General features: G+C 72.7%; 16 protein-coding genes. 5 read left to right on the forward strand and 11 right to left on the reverse strand.

The annotated features are described in order from the left end of the window. The first annotated feature begins 17 nt into the window (after window positions 1–17). Both ABEB03_RS02880 and ABEB03_RS02885 read left to right on the forward strand, forming a co-directional pair. On the forward strand, window positions 18–2909 hold the full coding sequence (locus tag ABEB03_RS02880) for a bifunctional glycosyltransferase/CDP-glycerol:glycerophosphate glycerophosphotransferase (RefSeq protein ID WP_345640684.1): 2892 nt from the start codon (window positions 18–20) through the stop codon (window positions 2907–2909). Next, complete coding sequence (locus ABEB03_RS02885) at window positions 2906–4108, forward strand: glycosyltransferase (RefSeq protein ID WP_345640687.1); 1203 nt, start codon at window positions 2906–2908, stop codon at window positions 4106–4108. The genes ABEB03_RS02880 and ABEB03_RS02885 overlap by 4 nt, the downstream gene beginning before the upstream one ends. Before the next feature lie 58 nt (window positions 4109–4166). Here ABEB03_RS02885 and ABEB03_RS02890 read toward each other — a convergent pair whose 3' ends face one another. Together ABEB03_RS02890 and ABEB03_RS02895 are read right to left on the reverse strand one after the other, a co-directional pair. Continuing rightward, on the reverse strand, window positions 4167–4985 hold the full coding sequence (locus tag ABEB03_RS02890; RefSeq protein WP_345643991.1) for an ABC transporter ATP-binding protein: 819 nt from the start codon (window positions 4983–4985) through the stop codon (window positions 4167–4169). Window positions 4986–4989: 4 nt separating this feature from the next. Beyond that, the gene (locus ABEB03_RS02895; protein WP_345640690.1) at window positions 4990–5910 is read right to left on the reverse strand and encodes an ABC transporter permease; all 921 of its coding nucleotides are present in this window, start codon (window positions 5908–5910) and stop codon (window positions 4990–4992) included. A 161-nt stretch (window positions 5911–6071) separates the two neighbouring features. Between ABEB03_RS02895 and ABEB03_RS02900 the strand changes: the two genes are divergently transcribed. Continuing rightward, on the forward strand, window positions 6072–6719 hold the full coding sequence (locus ABEB03_RS02900; protein ID WP_345640693.1) for a TetR/AcrR family transcriptional regulator: 648 nt from the start codon (window positions 6072–6074) through the stop codon (window positions 6717–6719). Window positions 6720–6765: 46 nt separating this feature from the next. On the opposite strand, the gene galE is transcribed toward ABEB03_RS02900, so the two are convergent. The 3 genes from galE to ABEB03_RS02915 are packed head-to-tail and all read right to left on the reverse strand — an operon-like array spanning window position 6766 to window position 10655. Further along, window positions 6766–7746, reverse strand: a complete 981-nt coding sequence (gene galE, locus ABEB03_RS02905; protein ID WP_345640696.1) for a UDP-glucose 4-epimerase GalE — start codon at window positions 7744–7746, stop codon at window positions 6766–6768. Window positions 7747–7801: 55 nt separating this feature from the next. Continuing rightward, window positions 7802–9397 (reverse strand): glycosyltransferase family 2 protein, encoded by a 1596-nt coding sequence (locus ABEB03_RS02910; RefSeq protein WP_345640699.1) that lies wholly within the window; start codon window positions 9395–9397, stop codon window positions 7802–7804. A gap of 55 nt (window positions 9398–9452) precedes the next feature. Next, window positions 9453–10655 carry a glycosyltransferase 87 family protein gene (locus ABEB03_RS02915; protein ID WP_345643994.1) on the reverse strand — a complete coding sequence of 401 codons (1203 nt, stop codon included), beginning with the start codon at window positions 10653–10655 and terminating at the stop codon, window positions 9453–9455. A gap of 237 nt (window positions 10656–10892) precedes the next feature. On the opposite strand from ABEB03_RS02915, the gene ABEB03_RS02920 reads away from it, so the two are divergent. Continuing rightward, on the forward strand, window positions 10893–12533 hold the full coding sequence (locus ABEB03_RS02920) for a glycosyltransferase family 39 protein (protein WP_345640702.1): 1641 nt from the start codon (window positions 10893–10895) through the stop codon (window positions 12531–12533). Window positions 12534–12537: 4 nt separating this feature from the next. Here the strand turns inward: ABEB03_RS02920 and ABEB03_RS02925 are convergent, their stop codons facing one another. Continuing rightward, window positions 12538–13035 carry a MarR family winged helix-turn-helix transcriptional regulator gene (locus ABEB03_RS02925; protein WP_345640705.1) on the reverse strand — a complete coding sequence of 166 codons (498 nt, stop codon included), beginning with the start codon at window positions 13033–13035 and terminating at the stop codon, window positions 12538–12540. Window positions 13036–13158: 123 nt separating this feature from the next. Here ABEB03_RS02925 and ABEB03_RS02930 point away from each other — a divergent pair, with 123 nt between their 5' ends. Continuing rightward, the gene (locus ABEB03_RS02930; RefSeq protein WP_345640708.1) at window positions 13159–13572 is read left to right on the forward strand and encodes an organic hydroperoxide resistance protein; all 414 of its coding nucleotides are present in this window, start codon (window positions 13159–13161) and stop codon (window positions 13570–13572) included. Between the two features lie 22 nt (window positions 13573–13594). On the opposite strand, the gene ABEB03_RS02935 is transcribed toward ABEB03_RS02930, so the two are convergent. The 5 genes from ABEB03_RS02935 to ABEB03_RS02955 all read right to left on the reverse strand — a co-directional run bounded on the left by ABEB03_RS02935 (window position 13595) and on the right by ABEB03_RS02955 (window position 23418). After that, window positions 13595–15205 carry a hypothetical protein gene (locus tag ABEB03_RS02935; RefSeq protein ID WP_345640711.1) on the reverse strand — a complete coding sequence of 537 codons (1611 nt, stop codon included), beginning with the start codon at window positions 15203–15205 and terminating at the stop codon, window positions 13595–13597. A gap of 159 nt (window positions 15206–15364) precedes the next feature. Further along, entirely contained in the window at window positions 15365–16648 is a 1284-nt protein-coding gene (locus ABEB03_RS02940; protein WP_425589168.1) for a hypothetical protein, read from the reverse strand. Further along, a complete protein-coding gene (locus ABEB03_RS02945; RefSeq protein WP_345640714.1) occupies window positions 16645–18858 on the reverse strand; it encodes a bifunctional glycosyltransferase/CDP-glycerol:glycerophosphate glycerophosphotransferase in 2214 nt (737 codons plus the stop codon). The genes ABEB03_RS02940 and ABEB03_RS02945 overlap by 4 nt, the downstream gene beginning before the upstream one ends. 1 nt (window position 18859) lies before the next feature. Next, window positions 18860–21028 carry a bifunctional glycosyltransferase/CDP-glycerol:glycerophosphate glycerophosphotransferase gene (locus ABEB03_RS02950; RefSeq protein WP_345640717.1) on the reverse strand — a complete coding sequence of 723 codons (2169 nt, stop codon included), beginning with the start codon at window positions 21026–21028 and terminating at the stop codon, window positions 18860–18862. A gap of 122 nt (window positions 21029–21150) precedes the next feature. Then, window positions 21151–23418: a bifunctional glycosyltransferase/CDP-glycerol:glycerophosphate glycerophosphotransferase gene (locus ABEB03_RS02955; RefSeq protein WP_345640720.1), complete on the reverse strand. Its 2268-nt coding sequence runs from the start codon at window positions 23416–23418 to the stop codon at window positions 21151–21153. Window positions 23419–23480 lie beyond the last annotated feature (62 nt).

The following is a 23480-nucleotide window of genomic DNA, read 5'->3' on the forward strand; positions in this document are numbered from 1 at the left end:
TGTCTACGATTAATAGGATGAATGTGGATCAATGTCGCGCGCCGGCCGGCCCCGCCGTCTCCGTGGTCGTCATCGTCTACAACGACGCCGACCGACTGCCCACGGCTGTGCGCTCAGTCCTGGACCAGACGCTGCACGGCGTCGAGGTCGTCATCGTCGACGACCGCAGCACGGACGGCTCGTACGAGACGGCGCGGCTGCTCGCCGCCCAGCACCCCGACCGCGTCCGCGTGTTCCGCCTGCCCGAGAACAGCGGCGGCTGCGGCGCCCCCCGCAATCGCGGCATCGCCGAGGCCCGTGGCGACTACGTCCTCTTCCTCGACAGCGACGACGTGCTGGAACGCAACGCCTGCCGCAACATGCTGGAGGCCGCCGAGACCACCGGCGCCGACCTCGTCTCCGGCCTGTGCGTGCGGGTGCACGTCGACTCGCGCACGCGCAAGCAGGTCAAGTGGTACCCCTGGCTGTACGAGCGCACCCGCACCCTGGAGTCGATCACCGAGCTGCCCGACCTGATGGTCTTCGACACCCTGTCGACGAACAAGTGCTACCGCAGGCGGTTCCTGCTCGACGAACGGCTGGAGTTCCCGGTCGGCATTCACTACGAGGACCTGCTCTTCTCCGCGCAGGCCTATGCCGCCGCCCGCCGCATCACGCTCATCCCCAACCGGGTCTACGAATGGCGGGTCGTGGAGAAGCCGGCCGAGACGGCGGCGCGGTCCATCAGCAACCGGCGCGACGAGATCGCCAACTTCGCGCACCGCATGGAGATCCACCGCCGGGTGGACCGGCTCCTCGCGGAACGCGGCATGCTGGAGCTGAAGTTCGCCAAGGACGTGAAGTTCCTCAAGCACGACCTGGTGCTGCACCTGCGGGAGCTGCCCGCGCGCGACGCGCCGTACCGGCGGGAGTTCGCCGGGATCGCGCGGCAGTACCTGGAGTCGATCGACCGGGCCGCCTTCGACGAGGCCGAACCCATCCACGCCATCTGCGCCTATCTCCTCCGGATGGGCGACTGGGACAACCTGCTGCCCGCCGTGGACACGCTCACCAACCGTGACAAGATCTCCTCCTCGCTCGTGGAGCGCGACGGGCGGGTGTACTGGTGCGCCGAGCATCTCGGCGACCCGTTCGGCCGGCACGTCCTGGACGTCACCGAATTCGGCTATCACACCAGGCCGGTCGAGAGGATGTTCCTGCGCAACGCGCTCACCCACTACGAGGGACCCCGGGGAGCGGGCGGCACCGTGCGCCTCGCCGGGCGCATCGTCAACCCGCTCGGTGTCGTCCCGCCCGGGGCGCGGCTCACCGCGGAGCTGGAGTTCTACGCGCGCCGTGCCGGTGTGCGCTTCCAGACCTTCCGCTTCCCCGTGGCGAGCGTGCGGCACGAGGGCGAGTCCCTTCTCTGGGAGGCCGCGCCGGACCTGACGGCCCTGCGGCCGCTGGGCCTCGTCGACGCGGTGTGGGACGTGCGCCTGCGCCTGGACGTCGACGGCGCACGCACCTCGACCCGGCTCACGGCCGCGGGCCCCGGCCCGTTCGCCGGCCGGGTGCCGGTCCGCCCCCGCCTCACCCGGCTGGTGGCCGACCGCATCGAGCCGGTGATCTCCTCGCGCGGCCACCTCGCCTTCCGGCTGGTCCCGGACAAGAAGGCCAACGAACTCCTCCAGAGACAGGTGCACGGCAAGGTCGCCCGACTCGCCAAGTCCCGCTACCGCAAGGCCAAGTCCCTGCGCAAACGGCTCACCTCCGGCGACACCAAGATCCGGCTGTACCACGAGGTGTTCAGCAGGCTGCCCGTCCGCAAGGGCCTCGTCGTCTTCGAGAGTCATCTGGGCCGGCAGTACAGCGACAGCCCCAAGGCCGTCTACGAGGAGATGCGCCGCCAGGACCTCCGGTTCGAGGCCGTCTGGTCGTACGCGGGCAGTCCCGACGGATTCCCCGCCGACGCCACGCTCGTACGCCGCTGGTCCCTGCCGTATCTCAAGGCACTTGCCCAGGCCGAGTTCTGGGTCGACAACCAGAGCTATCCGCTGAAGCTGACCAAACGCCCGGAGACGACGTACATCCAGACCTGGCACGGCTCGGCGCTCAAGCGCATGGGCTTCGACGAACCGGGCTGGAAACTCAAGTCCCGTGCGCAGCAGGAGGTCCAGCAGCGGGTCCTCGACCGCTTCGACCGGTTCCTGATCCGCTCCGAGCACGATGTGCGCACGCTCGCGCGGGCGTTCCGGCTCCAGGAACGGACCCTCCTACGGGTGGGCTACCCGCGCAACGACGAACTGGTGCGGACCAGGGAACGGGAGGAGGTGTCGGGACGGCGCGTACGCGGCCCGCTCGCCGCCGAGCTGGGCATCCCCGACGACCGGCAGGTCCTGCTGTACGCCCCGACCTTCCGGCAGCACGGCGGCGCACCGCGGCGGTTCGAACTGCCCTTCGACGTGGAGTGCTTCGCCGACACCTTCGGCGACCGCTACGTCCTCCTCGTGCGCTCCCACTACCTGAACCACGTCGTGCTGCCGCCCTCCGTGCGCGGCCGGGTCGTCGACGTGACCGCGCACCACGACATGACCCCGCTGCTGGCCCTCGCCGACGGGCTGATCACCGACTACTCGTCCGTGATGTTCGACTACGCCCTGCTGGACCGGCCGATGTTCTTCTTCGCCTACGACTACGACGAGTACGTGAACGAGGGCCGTGGCACCTACTTCGACCTGATGGAGCGCGCGCCCGGTCCGGTGGTGCGCACCGAGGACGAACTGCACGCCGTCCTCGGCTCGCTGGAGGAGCAGACGGTCAAGTACGCGGCCGCGCGCGAGCGGTTCACCGCCGAGTTCGGGGAGTACGACAAGGGGACCTCGGCCCGCAGCGTGGTCGACCAGTTCTTCGCGCAGTGGAGGCGTGCATGACCGACCAGGCGTGGCTGACCGAGCGGCCGGCGGCAAGCGTCGCGACCGGCACGAGCGACCGTCCGCGGGATGTCTTCATCGTCTCCAACAGCGTCGACGAGCTGGGCGGGGTGACCAGTTGGTCGCACCAGATGGCCCGCCTGTTCACCGGGCGCGGCCACCGTGTGCACGTCGTCGGCATCACCGAGCCCGAAGTCCCGCAGGAGCTGGGCGAGACGGCGTACCCCACCACCACGTTGTACGACGTCCATCCGCCCCAGATCGGACCCATGCGCGGGCTGAAGGGGCGGCTCAACGTGGCCGAGCGCAGACGGCGCACCGCGCGCGCGGAGGGCATGCGGGAGCAGGCCGCCAAGCTGACCGCGCTCTTCCGGACCGCGCGTCCCGGCGCCGTCGTGATCGTCACCCAGGTGTGGGCCATGGAATGGGTGGCGCTCGCCGACACGACCGGTCTCCTCGTCGTCGGCATGAGCCACGAGTCGTTCGCGTACTGCCGGAAGACCTCCCGCTTCGGGCGGGTGCAGCGGCACTACCGGAACGTCGACCGGATGCTGGTGCTCACCCGGGAGGACGCCGATCTGTGGATCCGACAGGGCATGAACAACGCCTCCTTCATGCCGAACCCGATCCCGTTCATGCCCGAGACGCCCTCCCCGCGCACCGAGAGGGCCGTCGTCAGCATCGGCCGGCTGCACGACCAGAAGGGCATCGACATGCTGCTCGACGCCTGGGCCGAGGTCGCGCCGAACCACCCCGAGTGGCGGCTGCGGATCTACGGCACGGGGGAGGACGAGGAGATCCTTCAGGAGCGGTGCACCACGCTGGGCCTCGACGGCAGCGTCGACTGGATGGGCCCGACGAGCGATGTGCCGGGCGCGCTGCGCGACAGCTCCGTCTTCGTGCTGCCCTCGCGCGGCGAGGGCTTCCCGCTGGCCGTCATGGAGGCCATGGCGGCGGGGGTGCCGTGCGCCGCGTTCGACTGCGCGCCGGGCGTGCACGAGATCATCCGCGACGGCGAGGACGGTCTGCTCGCCACGCTCGGCAACACCGGCGAACTCGCGCGCCGGATGGACACGCTGATGTCCGACAAGGGGATGCGGGACGCGATGGGCGAGGCGGCCCGGGTGAACATCCAGCGCTACGCGGCGGAGGAGATCGTGCGCCGCTGGGAGGACCTGTTCGCCTTCCTGGAGAGGTGAGCCGCCGGGGTGAGGCGGGCCCGCGCGGGTGATCAGGGCCGCGCGGGCGCCGTCCGCCCTACTTGCCCGTGAACTTCTCGTACTCCTTCAGGACGTCCTCCGTCGGCCCGTCCATGCGCAGTTCCCCGCGCTCCAGCCAGAGCACCCGGTCGCAGGTGTCCCGGATCGACTTGTTGTTGTGGCTGACCAGGAAGACGGTGCCCGCGTGCTTGCGCAGCTCGCGGATGCGGGCCTCGGAGCGCTTCTGGAAGGAACGGTCGCCGGTCGCCAGGGCCTCGTCGATCATCAGGACGTCGTGGTCCTTGGCCGCGGCGATGGAGAAGCGGAGCCGGGCGGCCATGCCGGAGGAGTACGTGCGCATGGGGAGCGTGATGAAGTCGCCCTTCTCGTTGATGCCGGAGAAGTCGACGATCTCCTGGTAGCGCTCGCGGACCTGCTCCTTGGACATGCCCATCGCGAGACCGCCGAGGTGGACGTTGCGCTCGCCGGTGAGGTCGTTCATCAGAGCCGCGTTGACGCCGAGCAGCGAGGGCTGGCCGTCGGTGTAGATCCTGCCGTTCTCCACCGGCAGCAGGCCGGCGACGGCTTTCAGGAGAGTCGACTTGCCGGAGCCGTTGGTGCCGATCAGGCCGATGGCCTCGCCCTTGTACGCGGTGAAGGAGACGCTCTTGACGGCGTGCACCTTGCGGACGCCCGCCGCCTTCTCGACGTGTTTGCGGCGCAGGATGCGGTTGAGCGCGGCGGTCGCGCTGCCGCGTCCCGCGCCGGTGCCGTTGACGCGGTAGACGATGTCGACGCGGTCGGCGATGACGGTGGGCACGCGGGCCCCGTCCGCGGCGGCCGGGTCCTGGGGCCGGATGTCCTCGATCACGGTGATGGTGTCAGCCACGGCCGTACGTCTCCTCAGCCTTCCAGAAGTAGATGAAGCCGCCGACGCCCGCGACGAGTGCCCAGCCGATGGCCAGCGCCCATACGTGGTGCGGCAGTTGGTGCGCGTGGAAGCTGTCGATCAGGGCGAAGCGCATCAGGTCGATGTAGACGGCCGCCGGGTTGCTCTCCAGGAGGACCATCGCCCAGTGCGGCAGGTCGCTGTGGCTGAGCACCTTGTCGATGCTCCACATGACTCCGGAGACGTACATCCAGGTGCGCAGCAGGAACGGCATGAGCTGCGCGATGTCGGGCGTCTTGGCGCCCATCCGCGCCATGATCATCGCGATGCCCGCGTTGAACGTGAACTGAAGCACCAGGACGGGCACCGCGAGCAGCCAGGAGAAGCTCAGCGGGACGCCGAAGCAGAGCAGGATGACGACCAGGGCGGCCATCGAGAAGAGCAGCTGCTGGAGCTGCTGGAGGGCGTACGAGACGGGCAGCGCCGCCCGGGGGAAGTGCAGGGCGCGGACCAGGCCGAGGCTGCCGGAGATCGCCCGGGTGCCCGCCATGATCGAGCTCTGCGTGAAGGTCCAGATGAACACGCCGGTGACGAGGAAGGGGATGTAGTCCGGCACGCCGTGCTTGGTGCCGAGCAGCACGCCGAAGATGAAGTAGTAGACCGCCGCGTTCAGCAGCGGGGTCATCACCTGCCACACCTGGCCGAGCTTCGCCTGGCTGTACTGCGCGGTCAGCTTGGCGGTGGCGAAGGCGGTGATGAAGTGCCGCCGCGCCCACAGCTGGCGGACGTACTCGGGCAGGGACGGGCGGGCGCCGCTGACGGTGAGTCCGTACCGGGCGGCGAGCGCCGCGGCGTCGTCGGACGGGTGGCCCGGTGTCGCTGTCGGGGGCGGCGTGTCGAGGACCTGGCTCACATCCGCTGCTTTCGCTCGGGGGGTGGGGTGCGAGAGCGGTCCGCCTCGATGTGTCCTACGTCGTTCTTGCCGTCTTCTTACGTCGGGACGGGACCGTATCGTCGCAACGCGAGCGTAGGGCTTCTCTACGTCGGAACGCAACCGTTTCGTCGTAACGGCCTATGCTGGTCGGCATGACGAACGCCGATGCCACCGCGAGTGCCTCCGCCAAGGCCCCGCGCCGCCGGGCCCCGGCCGGCGCGGCCGTCCTCCGTGAGGACGTGACGGAAGCCATCCGCGCCGCCGTCTTCGAGGAGCTCGCCGCCGTCGGGTACGCCCGGATGTCGATCGAGGGCATCGCGCGCCGCGCGGGCGTCGGCAAGACCGCCGTGTACCGGCGCTGGCGCTCCAAGCTCCATCTGGTCCTGGACCTGGTCTCGGCCGTCGCGGTCCAGGGGTTGCCCGCGCCCGACACGGGCTCGCTGGAGGGCGATCTGCGGCTGCTGTACGAGGTCACCTCGCGCGCCCTGCGCCACCCCGTGGCCGGTCAGATCATCCCCGACCTCCAGGCGGAGGCCGCGCGGAACCCGGACATCGCGGACGCCATGCAGAAGGCCCTGCGCGAGGGGCAGCAGAGCGTCGCCAGCGGGATCGTCGCGGCGGCCGCCGAGCGCGGCGAGGTGCGCGCGGACATCGACCACGACCTCGCGCTCGACCTGATGTCCGGCCCGCTGTACTGGCGGGCGGTGGTGGTCCGCGGGCCCAAGCTGCCCAAGGGCTATCTGGCCGGCCTGGCCCGCGCCACGGCCGCGGCGCTCAAGGCGCTGTGATCACGCCGTAGCCGGACCCCGCGGTGACCGGGCCCGGCGCGGGCGGTCAGGACCGGCTGGCCTCCGGGTGCAGGCGCACCCAGCCCGCCCACGCCGAGGTGATCATGTCCTGGACGTCGTACTTCGCCTTCCAGCCGAGCTCGGTGGCGATGCGGTCGGCGGAGGCGACGACGCGTGCCGGGTCGCCGGGCCGGCGGGGGGTGGTCACCGGCGGGCGGTCGTAGCCGGTGAGCGCGTTGATGCGGTCGATCATCTCGCGGACCGAAACGCCCTCGCCGCGGCCGATGTTGAGGGTCATGGCGCGGCCCGGGGACGCCTGGAGGGCGCGGGCCGCGGCCACGTGGGCCTCCGCCAGGTCGACCACATGGATGTAGTCGCGCACGCACGTCCCGTCGGGGGTCGGGTAGTCGTCGCCGAAGATGCGCGGCGGCGCGTTCTCCGTGAGCTTCTCGAAGACCATGGGGATCAGGTTGAAGACGCCGGTGTCGGCCAGCTGGGGTGTCGCCGCGCCCGCCACGTTGAAGTACCGCAGGGAGGCCGTGGACAGGCCGGTGGCACGGCCCGTCGCGCGCACCAGCCACTCGCCCGCGAGTTTCGTCTCGCCGTACGGGCTCATCGGCGCGCACGGCGTCTCCTCGCGCACCAGGTCCACGTCCGGCATGCCGTACACGGCGGCGGAGGACGAGAAGACGAAGGAGGGGACCTGCGCGTCGGTCACGGCGGACAGCAGGACGCGCAGACCCTCGACGTTCTCCCGGTAGTAGTGCAGGGGAAGGTCCATCGACTCGCCGACCTGCTTCTTCGCGGCCAGGTGGACGACGCCGGTGACGGAGTGCTCCCGGATCGTCCGCTCCAGCGTCTCGGCGTCCAGGGTCGAGCCGATCACCACCGGCACGTCGGACGGCACGCGCTCCGGGATGCCGGTCGACAGGTCGTCGTAGACCACCGCCCGCTCGTCCGCCTCCAGCATGGCGCGGACGACGTGCGCCCCGATGTAGCCGGCGCCGCCGGTGATCAGCCAGGTCATGTGGGCCGTCCCCTCGTCAGTGAGCCCGGTGCTGCACGGGTCGTTCGGTCGCGTATCAGTGAAGCAGGCGGCGGAGGCGGCGACGCGCCACTTCGGTCATTCCTCGCCATCCGGGCGCTGTGCGCAACGCCAGCGCGCCGGAGTGCGTGCGGTACGGCTGCACCAGCAGTACGCCGTGACGGGCGTCCGGGACGGCGCGGCGGCGCAGCAGACCGCGCCCGGCGACCGCGTGCGCCGTGACGTCCCGGGCGGAGCCGTCGCGGAAGCGGAGCCTCAGCCGCAGGTCCCAGGTGCCCGCGCCGAGCGCGGACAGGTCCACCGGCGCCTCGGCCGACCACAGGTCGCCGTACCGGTCGGGCCGCAGGAGGGCCTGGCGGCGCAGGCCCACCCGCCCGTCGTCCCGGTGCACGAACTCCACGTCCATCGAGGCCGGCCCGGCCTCGGCCAGCCGCCCGTACAGCTCGTGCAGACGCAGCCGCAGTCGGGTGCCACGCGCGCGTGGCCGCAGTTCCGCGTCCACGGCGGCGGGCAGCAGATGGGCGGGCCGCACCAGGAAGTGGTCCAGCGTGATCCGGGGCAGGTCGTCCGACCAGACGGGCGTGGCGTCGCCGGCGCGGGCGTACGGCGGGAGCAGCCGGGCCGGGCGGGCCGCCAGCTCCGTGAGACGGGGCAGGTCGCGGGGGACCGGGGAGGCCAGCACGACCCGGGCGACCAGGCGGCCCGGGGCGGTCGGGTTCACCGTGAGGTCGGCCGCGTCGAAGGTCGCCAGGTACGCGCGCGTGAGGTCCCACCACGCGCGGCGGTACTCGGGCGCGCGCAGCTCCAGCTCGCGCGTGTACATCCGCAGTTCGTGGTCGAGGAACTTGGCGTGCACGGCGCGCGCCAGCCCCTTCTCGCCCGCGCCCAGGAGGATCTCGTGGGCGGCCCGGTTGGCCTCGGTCCGCGCCCGCCAGTTGCCGATGTCCGCGCGGTCGAGGGAGATGGACAGGCGGTCGGCGTCGCGTCGTACGTGCCAGACGTAGACCGTGTCGGGGACGAGGGCGATACGCGGTCCCGCGGCCAGGACGCGCGCGCCGAACACGAAGTCCTCGTAGCGGAAGCGGCCCTCGGGGAAGCGGATGCCGTGCTCGCGCAGGAAATCGGTGCGGTAGAGCTTGTTGACGCAGAGCGTGTCGTGCACCAGGCGGGCGCGCCGCGCGGGGTGGGGGACGAGGGCGGGCCTCGCGTAGAGGTCGCGCTCCCAGGGGGTCTCGCGGCCCGAGGGCAGCTCGCGCCGTACGCACAGGCCGGCCGCGACCTCCGTGTGCTGCCCGTCCGCCGCCGAGAGCAGCGCGTCCACCGCGCCGGGAGGCAGCACGTCGTCGCTGTCCAGGAACATCAGGTACGGGGTGGTCGCGGCGTCGATCCCGTCGTTGCGCGGGGTGCCGCAGCCGCCGCTGTTGGCCGTACGGCGGATCACCCTCAGGCGTGGCTCGTCGGCGGCGAGGCCGTCGAGCAGGGCCCCGCTGCCGTCAGTCGAGCAGTCGTCCACGGCGAGCACCTCGTGGACGGCCGGGCCCTGCGCGAGCGCCGAGCGCACCGCGTCCGCGACGTGGGCGGCGTCGTTGTAGCCGATGACGACCACGCTGACCTGCGACTGCTGAGGTTTCATGGGATCCAGATGCCCGAATCGTAGGAGTTTCGGGCAATTATCCGTTAAAGGGTGCTCAGTGTCCTGTGCGGAAGGGCACGGGAGTTCCGCCGGCGGCAGGGGCGAGCCGGTCGGAGGCCGCCGGGTCGGGCAGGGCGGCGACGGGGCCCTGCCGCCACAGCCGCACCAGTGAGAGGCCCGCCGCCGTCACCAGCAGGCCGTTGCGCACGACCATCAGCGCGCACCCCGTCCAGCTGCTGTGGACCACCTCGCCGTACAGGGCCGGATAGATCACCGAGCTGACCGCCGTGGCGGCCACCAGCAGGGCCACCACCGGTCGTTGCGTGGTGTGCCGCGAGGTCAGGCACACGGCCGACAGGCCCAGCAGCCACACCATGTACTGGGGGCTGATCACCCGGCTCGTCACCGTGAACAGCAGCACGGCGGCGAGCGCCGCGTCGTACGGTGTCGCCGTCGTCCAGTGCCGCGCCCGTACCCGCCACAGCAGCAGGAGCCCGAACGCGGCGACGGTGAGGGCCAGCGAGACCGCGGCGACCTCGGCGACGTAGGGGCCCACGAACTCCATCGCGCCGTACCGGTAGCGCGCCCTGCCCGGCCATCCGGCGTGGCGCGCCAGACCCAGCACCGTTCCGCCGAGCGACTCGATCTGTACGCCCCGGCCGCCCTGCTGACGCAGGAAGTCGAAGGAGTTGCGGAAGAGGGCGGCGAGGAGGGCGAGCAGCGCGACCGCGGCGAGGGCCGCCGACGTCCACGCCTCCCGGGTGGTGCGGCCGCGCGGTGTGCCGATCAGTGCCAGCGCGGGCCAGACCTTCACCAGGGCGCCCAGCGCGGCGAAAGCGCCGCACGCGCGCGTGGAGCGGGTCAGCGTGAGAAGGGAGAGGACGGCGAGGGCGGTGACCTGGACGTCGTACCGGGCCAGCGGCAGGTGCAGGAGGAGCGGGAGGGCCAGCACCCACAGCGCGGCGCCGCGCAGGCTGCGGCCGGGCCGGAGCCCCGCGCGCGTGAGGGCCCATGTGATCACCGCGTCCGTCGCGAGCGTGAGCGTCACGAAGGCCGTGAAGTACGTCAGCGCCGGCAGCAGGGCGGGTGCGAGCAGTACCGGGCCGGCGCCCGGCGGGTACTGCCACAGGTGGTCGCCGGCCGGGAACGTGCCCTGTCTCAGGACGCCGTACCAGCCGAAGTACAGGTGGCGCACCTCGCGCGAGACTCCGCTCCGGCCGAGCAGTGCGAGGTGGTCGTGCGCGAGCAGCCACACCATCAGGGCGCGGGTCGCCAGCCAGGCGGCGGCGACGGCCCATGGGCGGCGCCCGCGCGGGCTGTCGCCCCGGTCCGGCCGGCTCTGTCCGTCCGGTGCGCTCTTCGGGTGCCGGGGACTCTTCCTGGGGCTCTTCAAGGTGCTCATCAAGCCCGGATCGTAAGCCGCGTGAATGCCTCAGAGGAGTTGATACGCCGTCAATACCCCGCATAGGTTGGTTAATAGTAAAAACTTGGGCGCATGGTCTGTGCGTGGCTGAGGCGTGCCGGAGGCGGACGTCCGGAAGCGGTGGCCGTCCTGCTGCCCGTGCTCGTCATGACCGCGGTCGGGCTCTGGGGGCTCGACCGCGGCGGGATGTGGCGCGACGAGGCGGTGACCTTCCAGGTCGCGCAGCGCTCGCTGCCGCAGATCTGGCACCTGCTGCACACCGTCGACGCGGTGCACGGCCTGTACTACCTCCTCATGCACCCCGTCCTCGCCGCACGCCCCGGCGAGTTCGCCCTGCGCCTGCCCTCCGTCTGCGGTGCGGCGGCGGCCGCGGGCGGCGTCGCCGCGCTCGGCGTCCGGCTGTGCCGCCCGCGCGTCGGACTGTGGGCGGGACTGCTGTACGCCGTCACGCCGATGGCCGGGCACTACGCCCAGGAGGGCCGCTCGTACGCGCTCGTCGCGGCCGGGGCGGTGGGCGCCACCCTGCTGCTGGTCCGGGCGGCGCGGACCCGGCGGGCGGGCGGCTGGTGGGCGGCGTACGGCGGGACGGTGGCCGTCACCTGCCTGCTGCACGAGCTGGCGGCGCTCGTGCTGCTGGCGCACGCGGGCACGCTGGCGCTGGCCCGGATGCCGGCGCGGGTGTGGGCGCGGTGGGCGTGCGCGGCCGGTGCCGCGATCGTCGCGCTGGTGCCGCTCGTCCTCGTCTCGCGGGGGCAGTCCGCGCAGGTCGCCTGGCTGATGCCGCCCGGTCCGGGCAGCGTGGGGCGTCTGCTCGGGGCGTTCACGGGCCCGGCGCTGCCGGTGGCCGTCCCGTACCTGCTCCTCGTCGCCCTCGCCGTGCGGCCGTCACGGCTCCGGTACGGCGGACTCTCGCTCCCCGCGGTGGCCCTGCCCCTGACGGTGGTCCCGCCGGCCGTGCTGATGACCGTCTCGCGCGCCTGGCCGCTCTACGACGAGCGGTACGTGCTGTACGCCCTCGCCGGGGCGCCCCTGCTGGCCGCGGCCGGGGCGGAACGCGCGGCGACGCTGATCGCCGGGGCCGGAGTCGGGGCAGGGGTCGGGGTGCGCGCCCGCGCGAAAGGGCGTGTCGACGCCGGTCTCAGGTCCTCGTCCCCGGTGAGGGGCGCGCGGCTCCTGGCCGAGGTGCGGCGGCGCGCGCGTCCCCGGCCCGCCGGTGCCACGGCCGTCACGCTGACCGGCGTGCTGACCGTCGCCCTCGCCTTCGCCGTCCAACTGCCCCTGATGCGCCGGGACCGCATGCCCGAGCATCACGGCGCCGACAATCTCGCCGCCGTCTCCGCCGCCGCCGGGCGCGCGCTGCGCCCGGGGGACCCGGTGCTGTACCTGCCGTCGATCGTGCGGCGCTCGGCGCTGGCGTACCCGCGGGGGTTCCGCGGGGTGCACGACGTCGCCCTGAGGGTGCCGGGCCCGGTGTCCGGGACGCTGTACGGACAGGAGGCGGGACCGGAGGAGCTGCGCCGCCGGCTGGACCGGCTCGACCGGGTGTGGATGGTCGCCGAGCCCTTCGCGCTGAGCCCGTCCTGGTACCCGGACAGCGCGACCGAGCGGGTCAAACTCGCCGTGGTCGACGAGGAGTTCGCGCCCCGGGAGCAGGTGGTGCGGGAGGGCGTGACGCTGCGGCTGTACGTGCGCGGGACTTCGCCGGCCGGCTGACGGCTCAGTCGCAGCCCGGGGTCTCCTCCAGTGCCGCGCTGTCCAGGGCCTCGGTCAGCCGGTCCAGGCGGGACCGCAGTTCGCGGATCTCCTCCAGACCGGCGCCCGTCGCCGCGGCGATCTTGCGCGGCACCACCCGGGCGCGCTCGCGCAGCGCGGCGCCCTCGTCGGTGAGGTGGACATGCACGGAGCGCTCGTCGCGGGCACTGCGCTCGCGCCGTACGAGACCGGCCGTCTCCAGGCGCTTGAGGAGCGGTGACAGTGTCCCGGAGTCCAGCCGCAGGTGCTCGCCGAGCTTCTTCACGGGCTGCTCGCCGTGCTCCCACAGCACCAGCATCACCAGGTACTGGGGGTAGGTGAGTCCGAGGTCCTTCAGGAGTACGCGGTAGACGCCCCCGAAGGCGCGCGAGGCGGCGTTCAGGGAGAAGCAGATCTGCTCGTCGAGGCGGAGGAAGGCGTCGTCGGACGTGTTCTCGGGGCTCGGGGCGGGCGTGGCGGTCATGGGTCAAGGATAGCGCTGGCAAGCCATTGAGTTGTGCACAATTGAATTGCGTGCTCTAATGGTGCTCGCAAGGCGGCCGGACCGGCCGCCCCGGCTTCCCCCGACTTGAGAGAGATGGTCTCCATGGACGCGCTCTACACCGCTGTCGCCACCGCCACCCACGGCCGTGAGGGCCGCGCCGTCAGCTCCGACGGCAAGCTGGACGTCCAGCTGGCCCCGCCGGTGGAGCTGGGCGGCAACGGACAGGGCACCAACCCGGAGCAGCTGTTCGCCGCCGGCTACGCCGCCTGCTTCGCCAGCGCCCTCGGCCTCGTCGGCCGCGCGGCGAAGGTCGACGTCAGCGAGGCCGCGGTGACCGGCGAGGTCGGCATCGGCAAGCAGGGCGAGGGCTTCGGCCTGAAGGTGACGCTCCGCGTCGAGCTGCCCGACACCGTGGACGAGGCCACCGGCCGCAAGCTGGTCGAGCAGGCCCACCAGGTCTGCCCCTACTCCAACGCCACCCGCGGCAACATCGAGGTCAACCTCGTCGTCGAGTAGTCGCCCGGCCGGGTGTGACGGGTCAGGGCCCCACCCGGGCCAGCACCTCGCCCGTCTCCCGGCTCCACGCCACCACCGTCGCCTCCTCGGGAACCTTCCGCCAGCGCGTCAGCAGCAGCCAGCGGACGTGGTACCGGCGGGCGACGGCGGCGCGTTCGGCCCGGGTCGACGCCGGGTCGAGATAGGAACGGACCGCCGCGAGCCGCCGCAGCCGCTCGCCCTCGTCCAGGGCGGGGTCGGGCCAGGCGGGCGCGGCGAGGTCCGGCCCGTAGCCCGAGATCAGGTGCACGGCGTAGTACCCGTCGGTGATGACCGCCTCGCCGGGCTCGATGTGCCGCGCCGCCCAGGCGTACGTCGGCCACCGCGGCGGCTGGTCGAAGCCGACCGGGTCGAGCGCGGGCGGCACGACCGCGCCGGCCTGCACGGTGAGGAAACCGGCGCACGCCCCCGCCGCCGCCACCAGACCGAGGCCGCGCCGCCATCGGGGCCACGGCCGCGGTGCCGCCAGCTCCACCCCGAGCGCGAACTGGAGCGGCACCAGCGTCAGCCCGAGGATCCTGCCGTACGTGTAGTGCCCGCTGACCCAGCCGTACGCCACCGCCAGGCACTCCAGCGCGAACATCAGCACCAGCGGGTCACGCCACCGGTGCCCCGCCTCCCGCTCGGCCCGTCGCGCCCGCAGCCACAGCGCGGGAACCCCGGTCAGCGCGAGCCAGAAGTGCCCGGGCATCCCTTCGTAGAGCCGCTCGTGCATCGCGTCCACGCTGCGGTCGCCCGCCAGCGTGAAGACGTCGAAGTACGGCCAGCAGGCGGCGACCAGCAGGGCCGCCGCACCGGCCAGCAGCCAGCGGCCCGCCACCGCCGCCGTGCTCCGCGCCGCCGGCCCGGCGCCGGTCCCCGTCCCGCGCCACCAACCCGCGACGAACGCGACCGCGCCGAGCACGGCCGCGATCGACGTGATCGGGTGCACGAGCACGATCAGCCCGTACAGGACGCCGACCCCCGCGTATCCGGAGGCGCTGCCGAGTCCGCTCGGCCCGACGTAGCGGACGGGGCCGCCCGTCCCCCCGGCTCGCGCGCCCGTCAGCGCCCAGGCCCAGAAGGCCAGTCCGATGGCGAACGTCGACGGGTAGCCCAGGTTGCCCGTCATCGACATCAGTCCGAGATAGCCGCTCCACCAGGCCCGTTCGGTGCCCCACAGCAGCGCCATCGCGCCCAGCCCCAGCACCGGCGCCCACGGGCGGGGCGTCAGGACACGGACGAACCGGCCGATGCCCGTCAGCAGCACGAGCAGGTTGAAGGGCCCCGACAGCCGTACCACCGCCCAGCCGCCCAGCCCGGTCAGCCGGGCGAAGGCCCCCTGCGCCACGGCGTACGGCGAGTAGTACGGGCTGCCCGCGCCGGGCAGGTCCGCCATCGGATGCCGAGGGCTGAGCAGGTGCGCCTTGAGGCGTTCGACGACGGCCGCGTGCTGGCCGGCGTCGCAGCACAGCGGGACGCGCCAGTACGCCAGCGTCATCACCAGGAAGAACAGACCGCCGAACAGCTGGTACGGAGTGGGCCGCCAGGGGGATCCCCCACGCAGCGCGGTCGCGCCGTGCGCCGCCCGCCGGACGAGGACGTCGGCGCTCACCGGAGCCGCCCCGCCGGTGCCGGGACCCGCCCGGGGAGCGGGCGGGGCCGGGTGCGGGCCCGCGGGCGGACGCGGGCGCGGGAGGGCGGGCGGACCAGGGCGGGTTGCGGCATTTGCCGTATATTCCCGCGAAGGTCAACGCGCTAGCCGGGTGTCACCTCATCGAGCGACCTCGGTGTCCCTGCGCAGCGGTCCCGGCACGGTGCCGCCCGCCGCTCGCGGCCGCGGCCCCGCGGCCTCCTCCAGGAGCAGTGGCAGTCCCACCACCGGCAGCAGCCACACCAGCACGATCAGCCGGTCGCCCCAGATGTTGATGTCGGGGTGCCCGGCCTGGTTGAGGACCCCGGTGATCGCCGCCGCCAGCAGGAGGACTCCGAAGGCAGGACGCCGACGCAGCACGCCCCACGCTGCGGCCGCCAGCGCCGCCGGCAGCAGCGGCTCCCACAACTGGCGGCGCAGCCACTCCAGCCAGAAGTTGAGCTGCAGATGGAAGAACTCCGGCCACACCCGGACGCGGTCGGGACGCGCGAAGTGGTTCGTCAGCAGATCCTGGAGACTCTCGGTCTCGGACGGGTAGTGCAGCACCCTCGCCAGCAGGACCGTGGCCGCCGCCCCGCACCCGCCGACCACCGCGAGACTGCGCAGCGGGCCCGACCACCGCCGCCGGCGCAGGCAGAGCAGCGCGCACCCGCCCGCGAGACACAGGCCGAGGAACAGCGCCTGCGAGTGCTTCACCGTGAACAGCAGCGCCAGAGCCGCCCCGACGAGCCAGGTCCCGGCCCGCGCCCGGCCCTCCAGCACGAGCGCACAGCCCCACAGGGCGGCGAGGGTCAGCGTCAGCAGCAGCCCCTCCGTCATCGGGCGCATGGCCGTCGTGCCGCACGGGAGGACGTAGAACAGGGCCTGCCCGGTCAGCGCCGTCACGGTGGAGGCGCGCAGGCTGCGCAGGACGAGGAAGGCGAGGACGCCCCCGGCGACCGTGATGACGACAGCCGACGCCCACAGCCCCCATGTCACCCCCAGCACCGTGATGAACGGCACCAGCAGCACCGGATAGCCCGGCCGCACCTCGAAGATCCGCATGAACCGCGGCGGCATGAACGGCACGGTGTGCCCGGCCGTCTCCCCGGCCGCCAGCCGCTTCGACACCCCCCGCCACTGATCGCGCCGGCACTCCTCCAGCACCCGCGCGTCGGGGCTCGCGGCGTGGAAGCGGATCACGTCCACGTCGTGGTTGCGGTGCGCGATCGCCACCTTGCCCGCACAGGCGTAGTCGATCGTGGCGGCCGCGGCGTCGTGCTTGCTCTCGCCGCGCAGACTCAGCGCGTACGACAGGTAGTTCTTGGTGTCGGGGGTGTCCCGGCCGGTGACGTTGGCGAGCTGGAGCAGCGCGAACACGGCGGCCAGGACGAGCACCCAGAACCGGGGCGAGCGCGCCTTCACGAGGCGGTGACGGCGTCGTGCGCCGCCTGCGCGGGCACCGTGACCACCGAGGCCGGCTCCCCGGGCCGCTCGCCGAGCATCAGCGTCCGCACCACCCGCTCGGCGGCCCGCCCGTCGTCGAACTCGCAGAACCGCGACCGGAATCCGGCCCGCAGCCGTGCCGACTCGTCGTCCCGCCAGGCCTGGGAGGCGAACAGCCACGCCAGTTCCCGGTAGGAGCCCGCCACATGGCCGGGCGCGTCGGCGGTGATGTCGAAGTACGCGCCACGGCTCGCCGCGTAGGCGCCCCAGTCGTCCGCGTACACGACGATCGGCCGGTCCAGGTTGGCGTAGTCGAACATCAGGGCCGAGTAGTCCGTGATCAGGACGTCGGAGGCGAGCATCAGGTCCTCGACGTGCGGCTCGTCCGTCGCGTCGACGACGACGCCGCGCCGGTGCAGCTCCGACAGCCCCATCCCGCGCGCCGGGCCGTCCGCGAGCGACGGATGCAGCCGTACGACGAGCGTGCTGCCCTCGCCGAGGTCGTCGGCGAAGCGGGCCAGGTCGAGCCGGTCCGCGTGGCCGCCCCGGACGTAGTCGCGGCGCGTCGGCGCGTACAGCACCACCTGCCGGCCGTCCGGGATGCCGAGGCGGGCGCGGACCGCGGCAGCCGCCGTGCCGTCCCCGGACCGGGCGCGCACCAGGACGTCGTTGCGCGGACTGCCGGTGCGCAGCGAGGCGAAGTGGCAGGGGTAGGCCCGGTCCCAGACCAGTTCGGAGTGGCGATTGGCGACCAGGCTGTAGTCCCAGCGGTCGGCGCGGCGCAGCATCTGCGGCACGTCGATGCCGTGCCGGGCGCCGGGCTTGTCGAGCAGATCGGCCGCCATGTGCTTGAGCGGGGTGCCCTGGTGGGTGTGGATGTGGACGCTGCCGGGGCGCTTGGCCAGGGCGCCGGGCCAGTTGACGTTGTTGACGAAGTACGTGGCCCGCGCGGTGATCCGGCGGTAGCGCAGCGAGTCGAGCAGCACATGCTCGACGTCCGGGGGCAGCAGCGCCGCCTGCTCTTCGTCACGCACCACCCACACCCCCCGGATGTGCGGGGCGAGTTCGCGTGCCGCGTGGTACACGGCCGCCGGGTCGCCGAGCACACCCCGGTGCGAGAACGCCGAGTACACCGCCAGATCCGGGTCCAGCGGCCGGTGCTCGAGGACGGCCGACCAGCTCCGCCCGGCCCGCGTCGCGGCGGCCCTGCGCGCCTGCGCGCCGCGACGGCCGAGCTCACGGACCGCCCTGCCCGCCTCCCGCCGGGCCCGGTAGCGCGTGTAGCCGCCGTCCAGGACGCGCAGTTCGGCGGGTACGGGACCGCTCCGGAAGGTGCGGAACAGGGCCGCCGTCAGCCGGAAGAACTCCCGCTTGTCGGACTCCGGGAGCCGGTCCGGCTTGGAGAGGATGTCGAGACAGTGTTCGCCCATCTTGCGATGCAGGTAGGGGCGCCAGCCGGCGAGCTCGGGTCGGGCGTCGACGAAGGCGAAGACCCGCTGGTACTGGTCGTGGATGTCGAAGTGCTTGCGGCTGGTGGTGGACAGGATGTTGCCCTGGCGGCGCTGGCGGTAGGCCAGACAGATCCGGTCCAGCGTGGCGATCCGCCCCGCGCTGAGCATCACCGGGAACGTCCACGGCGTGTCCTCGTAGTAGCCGGGCGGGAAGGCGAAGCCCTCGCGCTCGACGAACTCCCGCCGGTAGACCTTGTTCCACACCACCATGAGCAGGTCGAGGATCTCGGGCTGCTCGGCGGCGGTGAAGGTGCCTTCCGTCGTGAGCAGCCGGGCGAGCACGTTCCTGCGGGTGCCGCCCCACCAGTAGGTGCGGGCGTAGTCGAAGACCAGCACGTCCGGGTCGGCGGTCTCGTCGAGACGGTCGGCGATGGCGCGCAGCGCGCCCGGCGTGAGCGTGTCGTCGCTGTCCAGGAAGAACAGGAAGTCGCCGGTGGCGTGCGGCATCCCGGCGTTCCTGGCCCGGCCGAGCCCGACGTTCTCGGGCAGGTGCAGCACCCGCACGCGTGGGTCGAGGGCCGCGTACTCGTCGAGGATGGCGCCGCAGCCGTCCGGCGAGCAGTCGTCCACCGCGACGACCTCCAGGTCGGTGTACGACTGCTCAAGGACCGAGTCGAGGCACTCGCGCAGAAACCCCTGCACCTTGAAGACGGGGACGATGATGCTGAAGCGGGGCACGTCAGCTCCTAACCAGGGTCGCGGCGGGGGCCGGGATGCGCTCGGCGAGCGGCACGACGGGCGGGATCGCCTCCGGCGCCTCGCCCAGCAGCACTCTGCGGACGACCCGTTCGGCGGCCCTTCCGTCGTCGAACTGGCAGAAGCGCTCACGGAACCGGGCCCGCAGGGCTGTCGAGGCCGCGTCCGACCAGAGGCCCTCGCCGAAGACCCGGGCCAGCTCCCCGGGGGTGCGCGCCACCGGCCCCGGGGGCGCCTGGAGCAGGTCGAAGTAGACGCCCCGCGTCTCCTGGTAGACCTCCCAGTCGTCCGCGTACACGACGATCGGCCGGTCGAGGTTGGCGTAGTCGAACATGATCGACGAGTAGTCCGTGATCAGCGCGTCGGCGGCCAGGCAGACGTCCTCCGAGGAACGGTGCCCGGTCACGTCGATGATCCGGCCGCTGCCGCGCGCGGTGCCCGCGTCGTAGAAGTAGTGGGCGCGCAGCAGGACGACGAACTCGTCGCCGAGCCGCTCGCAGAAGGCCTCCAGGTCGAGGCGGGACTCGAAGCCGGTGCTGTGGTCGCGGTGCGTGGGCGCGTACAGCAGGGCCGTCGCGCCCTCGGGGACGCCGAGGGACCGGCGCACCCGGGCCACGTCCTCGGCGTTCGCCGTGTAGTAGACGTCGTTGCGCGGATAGCCGTACTCCAGCGCCTCGTACGTGCCCGGGAAGGCCCGCTCCCACATCTGCGTGGAGTGACGGTTGGAGGAGAGGTTGTAGTCCCAGCGGTCCACCCGGTTCAGCAGTTTGGTGAAGCTGCCGGTCGCCGCGGCCACCACCGGGTACGTCGACTGGTCGACCCCCATCTTCTTCAGCGGCGTCCCGTGCTGGGTCTGCAGGTGCACGCTGCCGGGGCGCTTGACGACGGCGTCCGCGAAGTTGGCGTTGTTCACCAGGTACTTGGCGCGGGCCAGCACCTCCCAGGACCGGTGACTGCCGATCACCGCGTGGTCGACGCCGGGCGGCAGCGCGCCCACCGCGTCGGGCTCGACGAGGAACACCGAGCGGATGTGCGGGGCGAGTTCGTGGGCCTTGGCGTGGATCGCGGCCGGGTTGCAGGCGTAGCCGCGGCCCCAGTACGCGCAGTACACGGCGAGGTTCTCGTCGAGCGGGCGGCGCAGCTGCGCCGCGTAGCGGACGCGGGTGCGCAGGCCGCGCGGTCGCGGCAACCGCTGCATCGCCCTTGCCGCCGCCTGGTTGGCGCCCCGCAGCGCCCGGAACGCGCCGTACGCGCCGGCCGCGAGGAGCCGGTGCTGCACCCCGAGACTGCCCTCGGGCGGCCGGAAGCCGTCCGGGCGGTGGCGCCGGTAGAGCCGGCCGGCGCGGCGGAAGAAGGCCCGACGGCGGCGCGCGGGCACCCGTGCCGGATGGGCCGCCGACTTCAGCACCAGGGCGAACAGCCCGCCGAACAGTGCCTGCGACACGGCCGCGGGCACCGCCGCGGTCCGGTCGGAAGCACGGGTGAGCACCAGCTCCACTTGGTCGAGGAGATCGAGCTGGTGCTCACCCGGCGCGTTGACGCGGCTGCCCTGGCGCCGCAGGTGATGCCGCACGCACACCGAGCGCAGGACCGCCGTCCGCCCGCCCGCCAGGGCCACCAGGCCGCCCCAGCCGGCGTCCGTGAAGTGCCCGTCGGGAAAGGTGAGGTCCTGCTCCTGGAGGAAGGCCCGCCGGTAGGCCGCGCTCCACGCCGGGACGTGCACGCCGATGACGTGCGGGCCCTTGTCGAGCGGCGGGACGCTCGACTCGCCCTCCCACCAGTGCACCCGCTCGTGCGCGAAGCAGAGGACATCCGCGTCGCCGTCGTCGCGCAGCCCGGCGTCCAAAGCCGCCAGCGCGCCCGGCACCAGGGCGTCGTCGCCGTCGAGGAAGAGCAGATATGTGCCGGTCGCGGCCGCCATCCCGGCGTTGCGTGCCGCGCTCAGCCCGCCCGACGGCGGCGAGTGGACCGGTGAGACCCGGCCGTCCCGCGCGGCGTAGGAGGCGGCGACCTCGCCCGCCGGGGACCGGGGCGCGTCGCAGACCGGGATCAGCTCGACGTCGCCGAAGGACTGGGTGAGGACCGAGTCCAGGGCCTGGGACAGGCGCCCGGCGACTCCATGGGTGGGCACGATGACGCTGAAGCGGGGCATTCTGCTCTTTCTCTCAGGGGCGCCGGGATCGGTTCTCAACGCCCGGGGCGTCCGGTGGGCCGCCACGTGGGGGGTCGCGTCGGGGTGGGTCGCGACGAGCTGGAGGGCACGTGGCCTCCGATTCAGAGGTTCTCGGTGACGGGGACGGGACCACCCGGTGCCGGGACGGTCGTGAGGGCGGCCGTCGGGCGGGCGGCCGTCGCGGAGGGGACCGGGTGGCGGTCGGCGACCGGGACGAACGGCGGCAGACCGGCGCTCTCGCCGAGCACCACCCGGCGCACCACGCGTTCGGCGGCCTGTCCGTCGTCGTAGGGACAGAACCGGTCACGGAACGCGGCCCGCAGCTGTGCCGACCGCGAGCCGCGCCAGTGACCGGAGGCGAAGATGTCGATCAGTTCGTCCTCGCTGCGCGCGACCGCGCCCGGCGGGAAGGCCCGCAGGTCGAAGTAGGTGCCGCGGCAGGCCTCGTACGTCTCCCAGTCGTCGGCGTGCACGACGATCGGCCGGTCGAGGCCCGCGTAGTCGAACATCAGGGACGAGTAGTCGGTGACCAGCGCGTCCGAGGCGAGGCACAGCGACTCGACGCTCGGATGGTCCGACACGTCGATGAGCCGCCCGCCGGCCGCCTGGGCGAGCGGCGCCTCGTACGAGTGGTGGGCGCGGGTCAGCACCACGAAGCGCGGGCCGAGCCTGCGCAGGACCCGTTCCAGATCCAGGGTGCGCCGCTGGGTGCGCCGGTAGTCCCGGTACGTGGGCGCGTACAGCACGGCGACCGTGCCCTGCGGGATGCCGAGCGAATCGCGCAGCCTCGACACGTCCGCCGAAGTCGCCTGCTGGAACACGTCGTTGCGGGGCATGCCGTACTCCAGCGTCGTGAAGGAGGACGGGAAGACGCGTTCCCACACCAGCGTCGAGTGGCGGTTGGCGGACAGGCAGTAGTCCCACTTGTCGGCGCTGCGCAGCAGCTCGGCGAAGTCGGTGCCGCGCGCCGCCGCCGGACGGTCCTGGAGATCGAGGCCCATGTGCTTGAGCGGGGTGCCGTGCTGCGTCTGGATCATGATCTGGCCGCGCCGCTTGACCAGTCTCCGGTCGAAGTTGACGTTGTTCACCAGGTACTTGGAGCGGGCCAGCGCCGTCCAGTACGCGGCGGTGCCGGGCCGCAGCCTGTGGGTCGCGGCCGGGATCGTGTGGTGGTGCTCGGGGTCCGCGATCCACGCGGTGGTGATGTGCGGGGCGTGGCTGCGGAAGGCGGCCTCCAGGGCGCCCGGGTTGCAGCCGTGGCCGCGGCCCCAGTAGCTGGAGAAGACGGCGCGGTCGCAGCGCAGCGGAAGGCGGAGCTGGACGCGGTAGTGCAGCTGGAGCGCGGCCGCCCGTACGGCGCGCAGCAGCGCGGCGCACCGGCGCAGGGCCGGACGGCGCGACCGTGACGCCAGGGACAGCAGGCGGTACGTGCGATGGGCGCCCAGGCCGACCAGGGTGTGCCGCAGCCGGGTGCGTGGGCGGACGGGGGCGCCCGGGGCGCGGTAACGGCGGTAGTGGACACGGGCCTTGCGCAGGAACTCGGCCCGCGAGCCGCGCGGCAGCCGGCCCCGCTTGAGGAACACCGTCGAGAAGTGGTCGGTCATGCGGCGGAACAGGACCGGGCGCCAGTGCGCCAGTTCGGGGCGGGCGTCGATGTGCGCGAAGACCCGGTCGTACTGGTCGAAGATGTCGAAGTGCTTGCGGCTGCTGGTGCCGAGGATGCTGCCGTGCCGCCGCTGCCGGTAGTGGACGCAGACCCGGTCGAGCGTGGCGATCGACTCGGCGGACATGAGCACCGGATACGTCCAGGGCGTGTCCTCGTAGTAGCCGGGTGGGAAGGTGAAGCCCTCCCGCTCGACGAACTCCCGGCGGTACGCCTTGTTCCACACCACCATCAGGACCCGCAACAGCCCCGGCCGGTCGTCGAGCCGGAACGGTGCCGGGCCCTCCTCGGTCAACTGCCCCGCGAACTGGTTGCGGACGGCCTCGCCGGACCAGTACGTGCGCGCGTAGTCGTAGACCAGGACGTCCGGTTCGGCGGTCTCCTTCAGCCGGTCGGCGATGGCGCGCAGCGCGTCCGGGGTGAGAGTGTCGTCGCTGTCCAGGAAGACCAGGTAGTCGCCGGTGGCGTGTTCCAGGGCCGCGTTGCGGGCGCGTCCCAGGCCCACGTTCTCGGGCAGATGCAGGGCCTGCACGCGGGGGTCGCGGGCCGCGAACTCGTCGATGATCGCGCCGCAGGCGTCCGGTGAGCAGTCGTCCACGGCGATGAGTTCGAGGTCCGGGTAGGACTGTCCGAGCACTGATTCCAGGCACTCGTGCAGGTACGCCTGAACCTTGTACGCGGGGACGATGACACTGAACCTGGGCACGGGACATCCATGGGTCGGCGCGGGCATACCTGCCCGGGAACGGCCGAAGGGGTGACTTGGTT

This window comes from Streptomyces siamensis, assembly GCF_039543605.1.
Lineage (GTDB): Bacteria > Actinomycetota > Actinomycetes > Streptomycetales > Streptomycetaceae > Streptomyces > Streptomyces siamensis.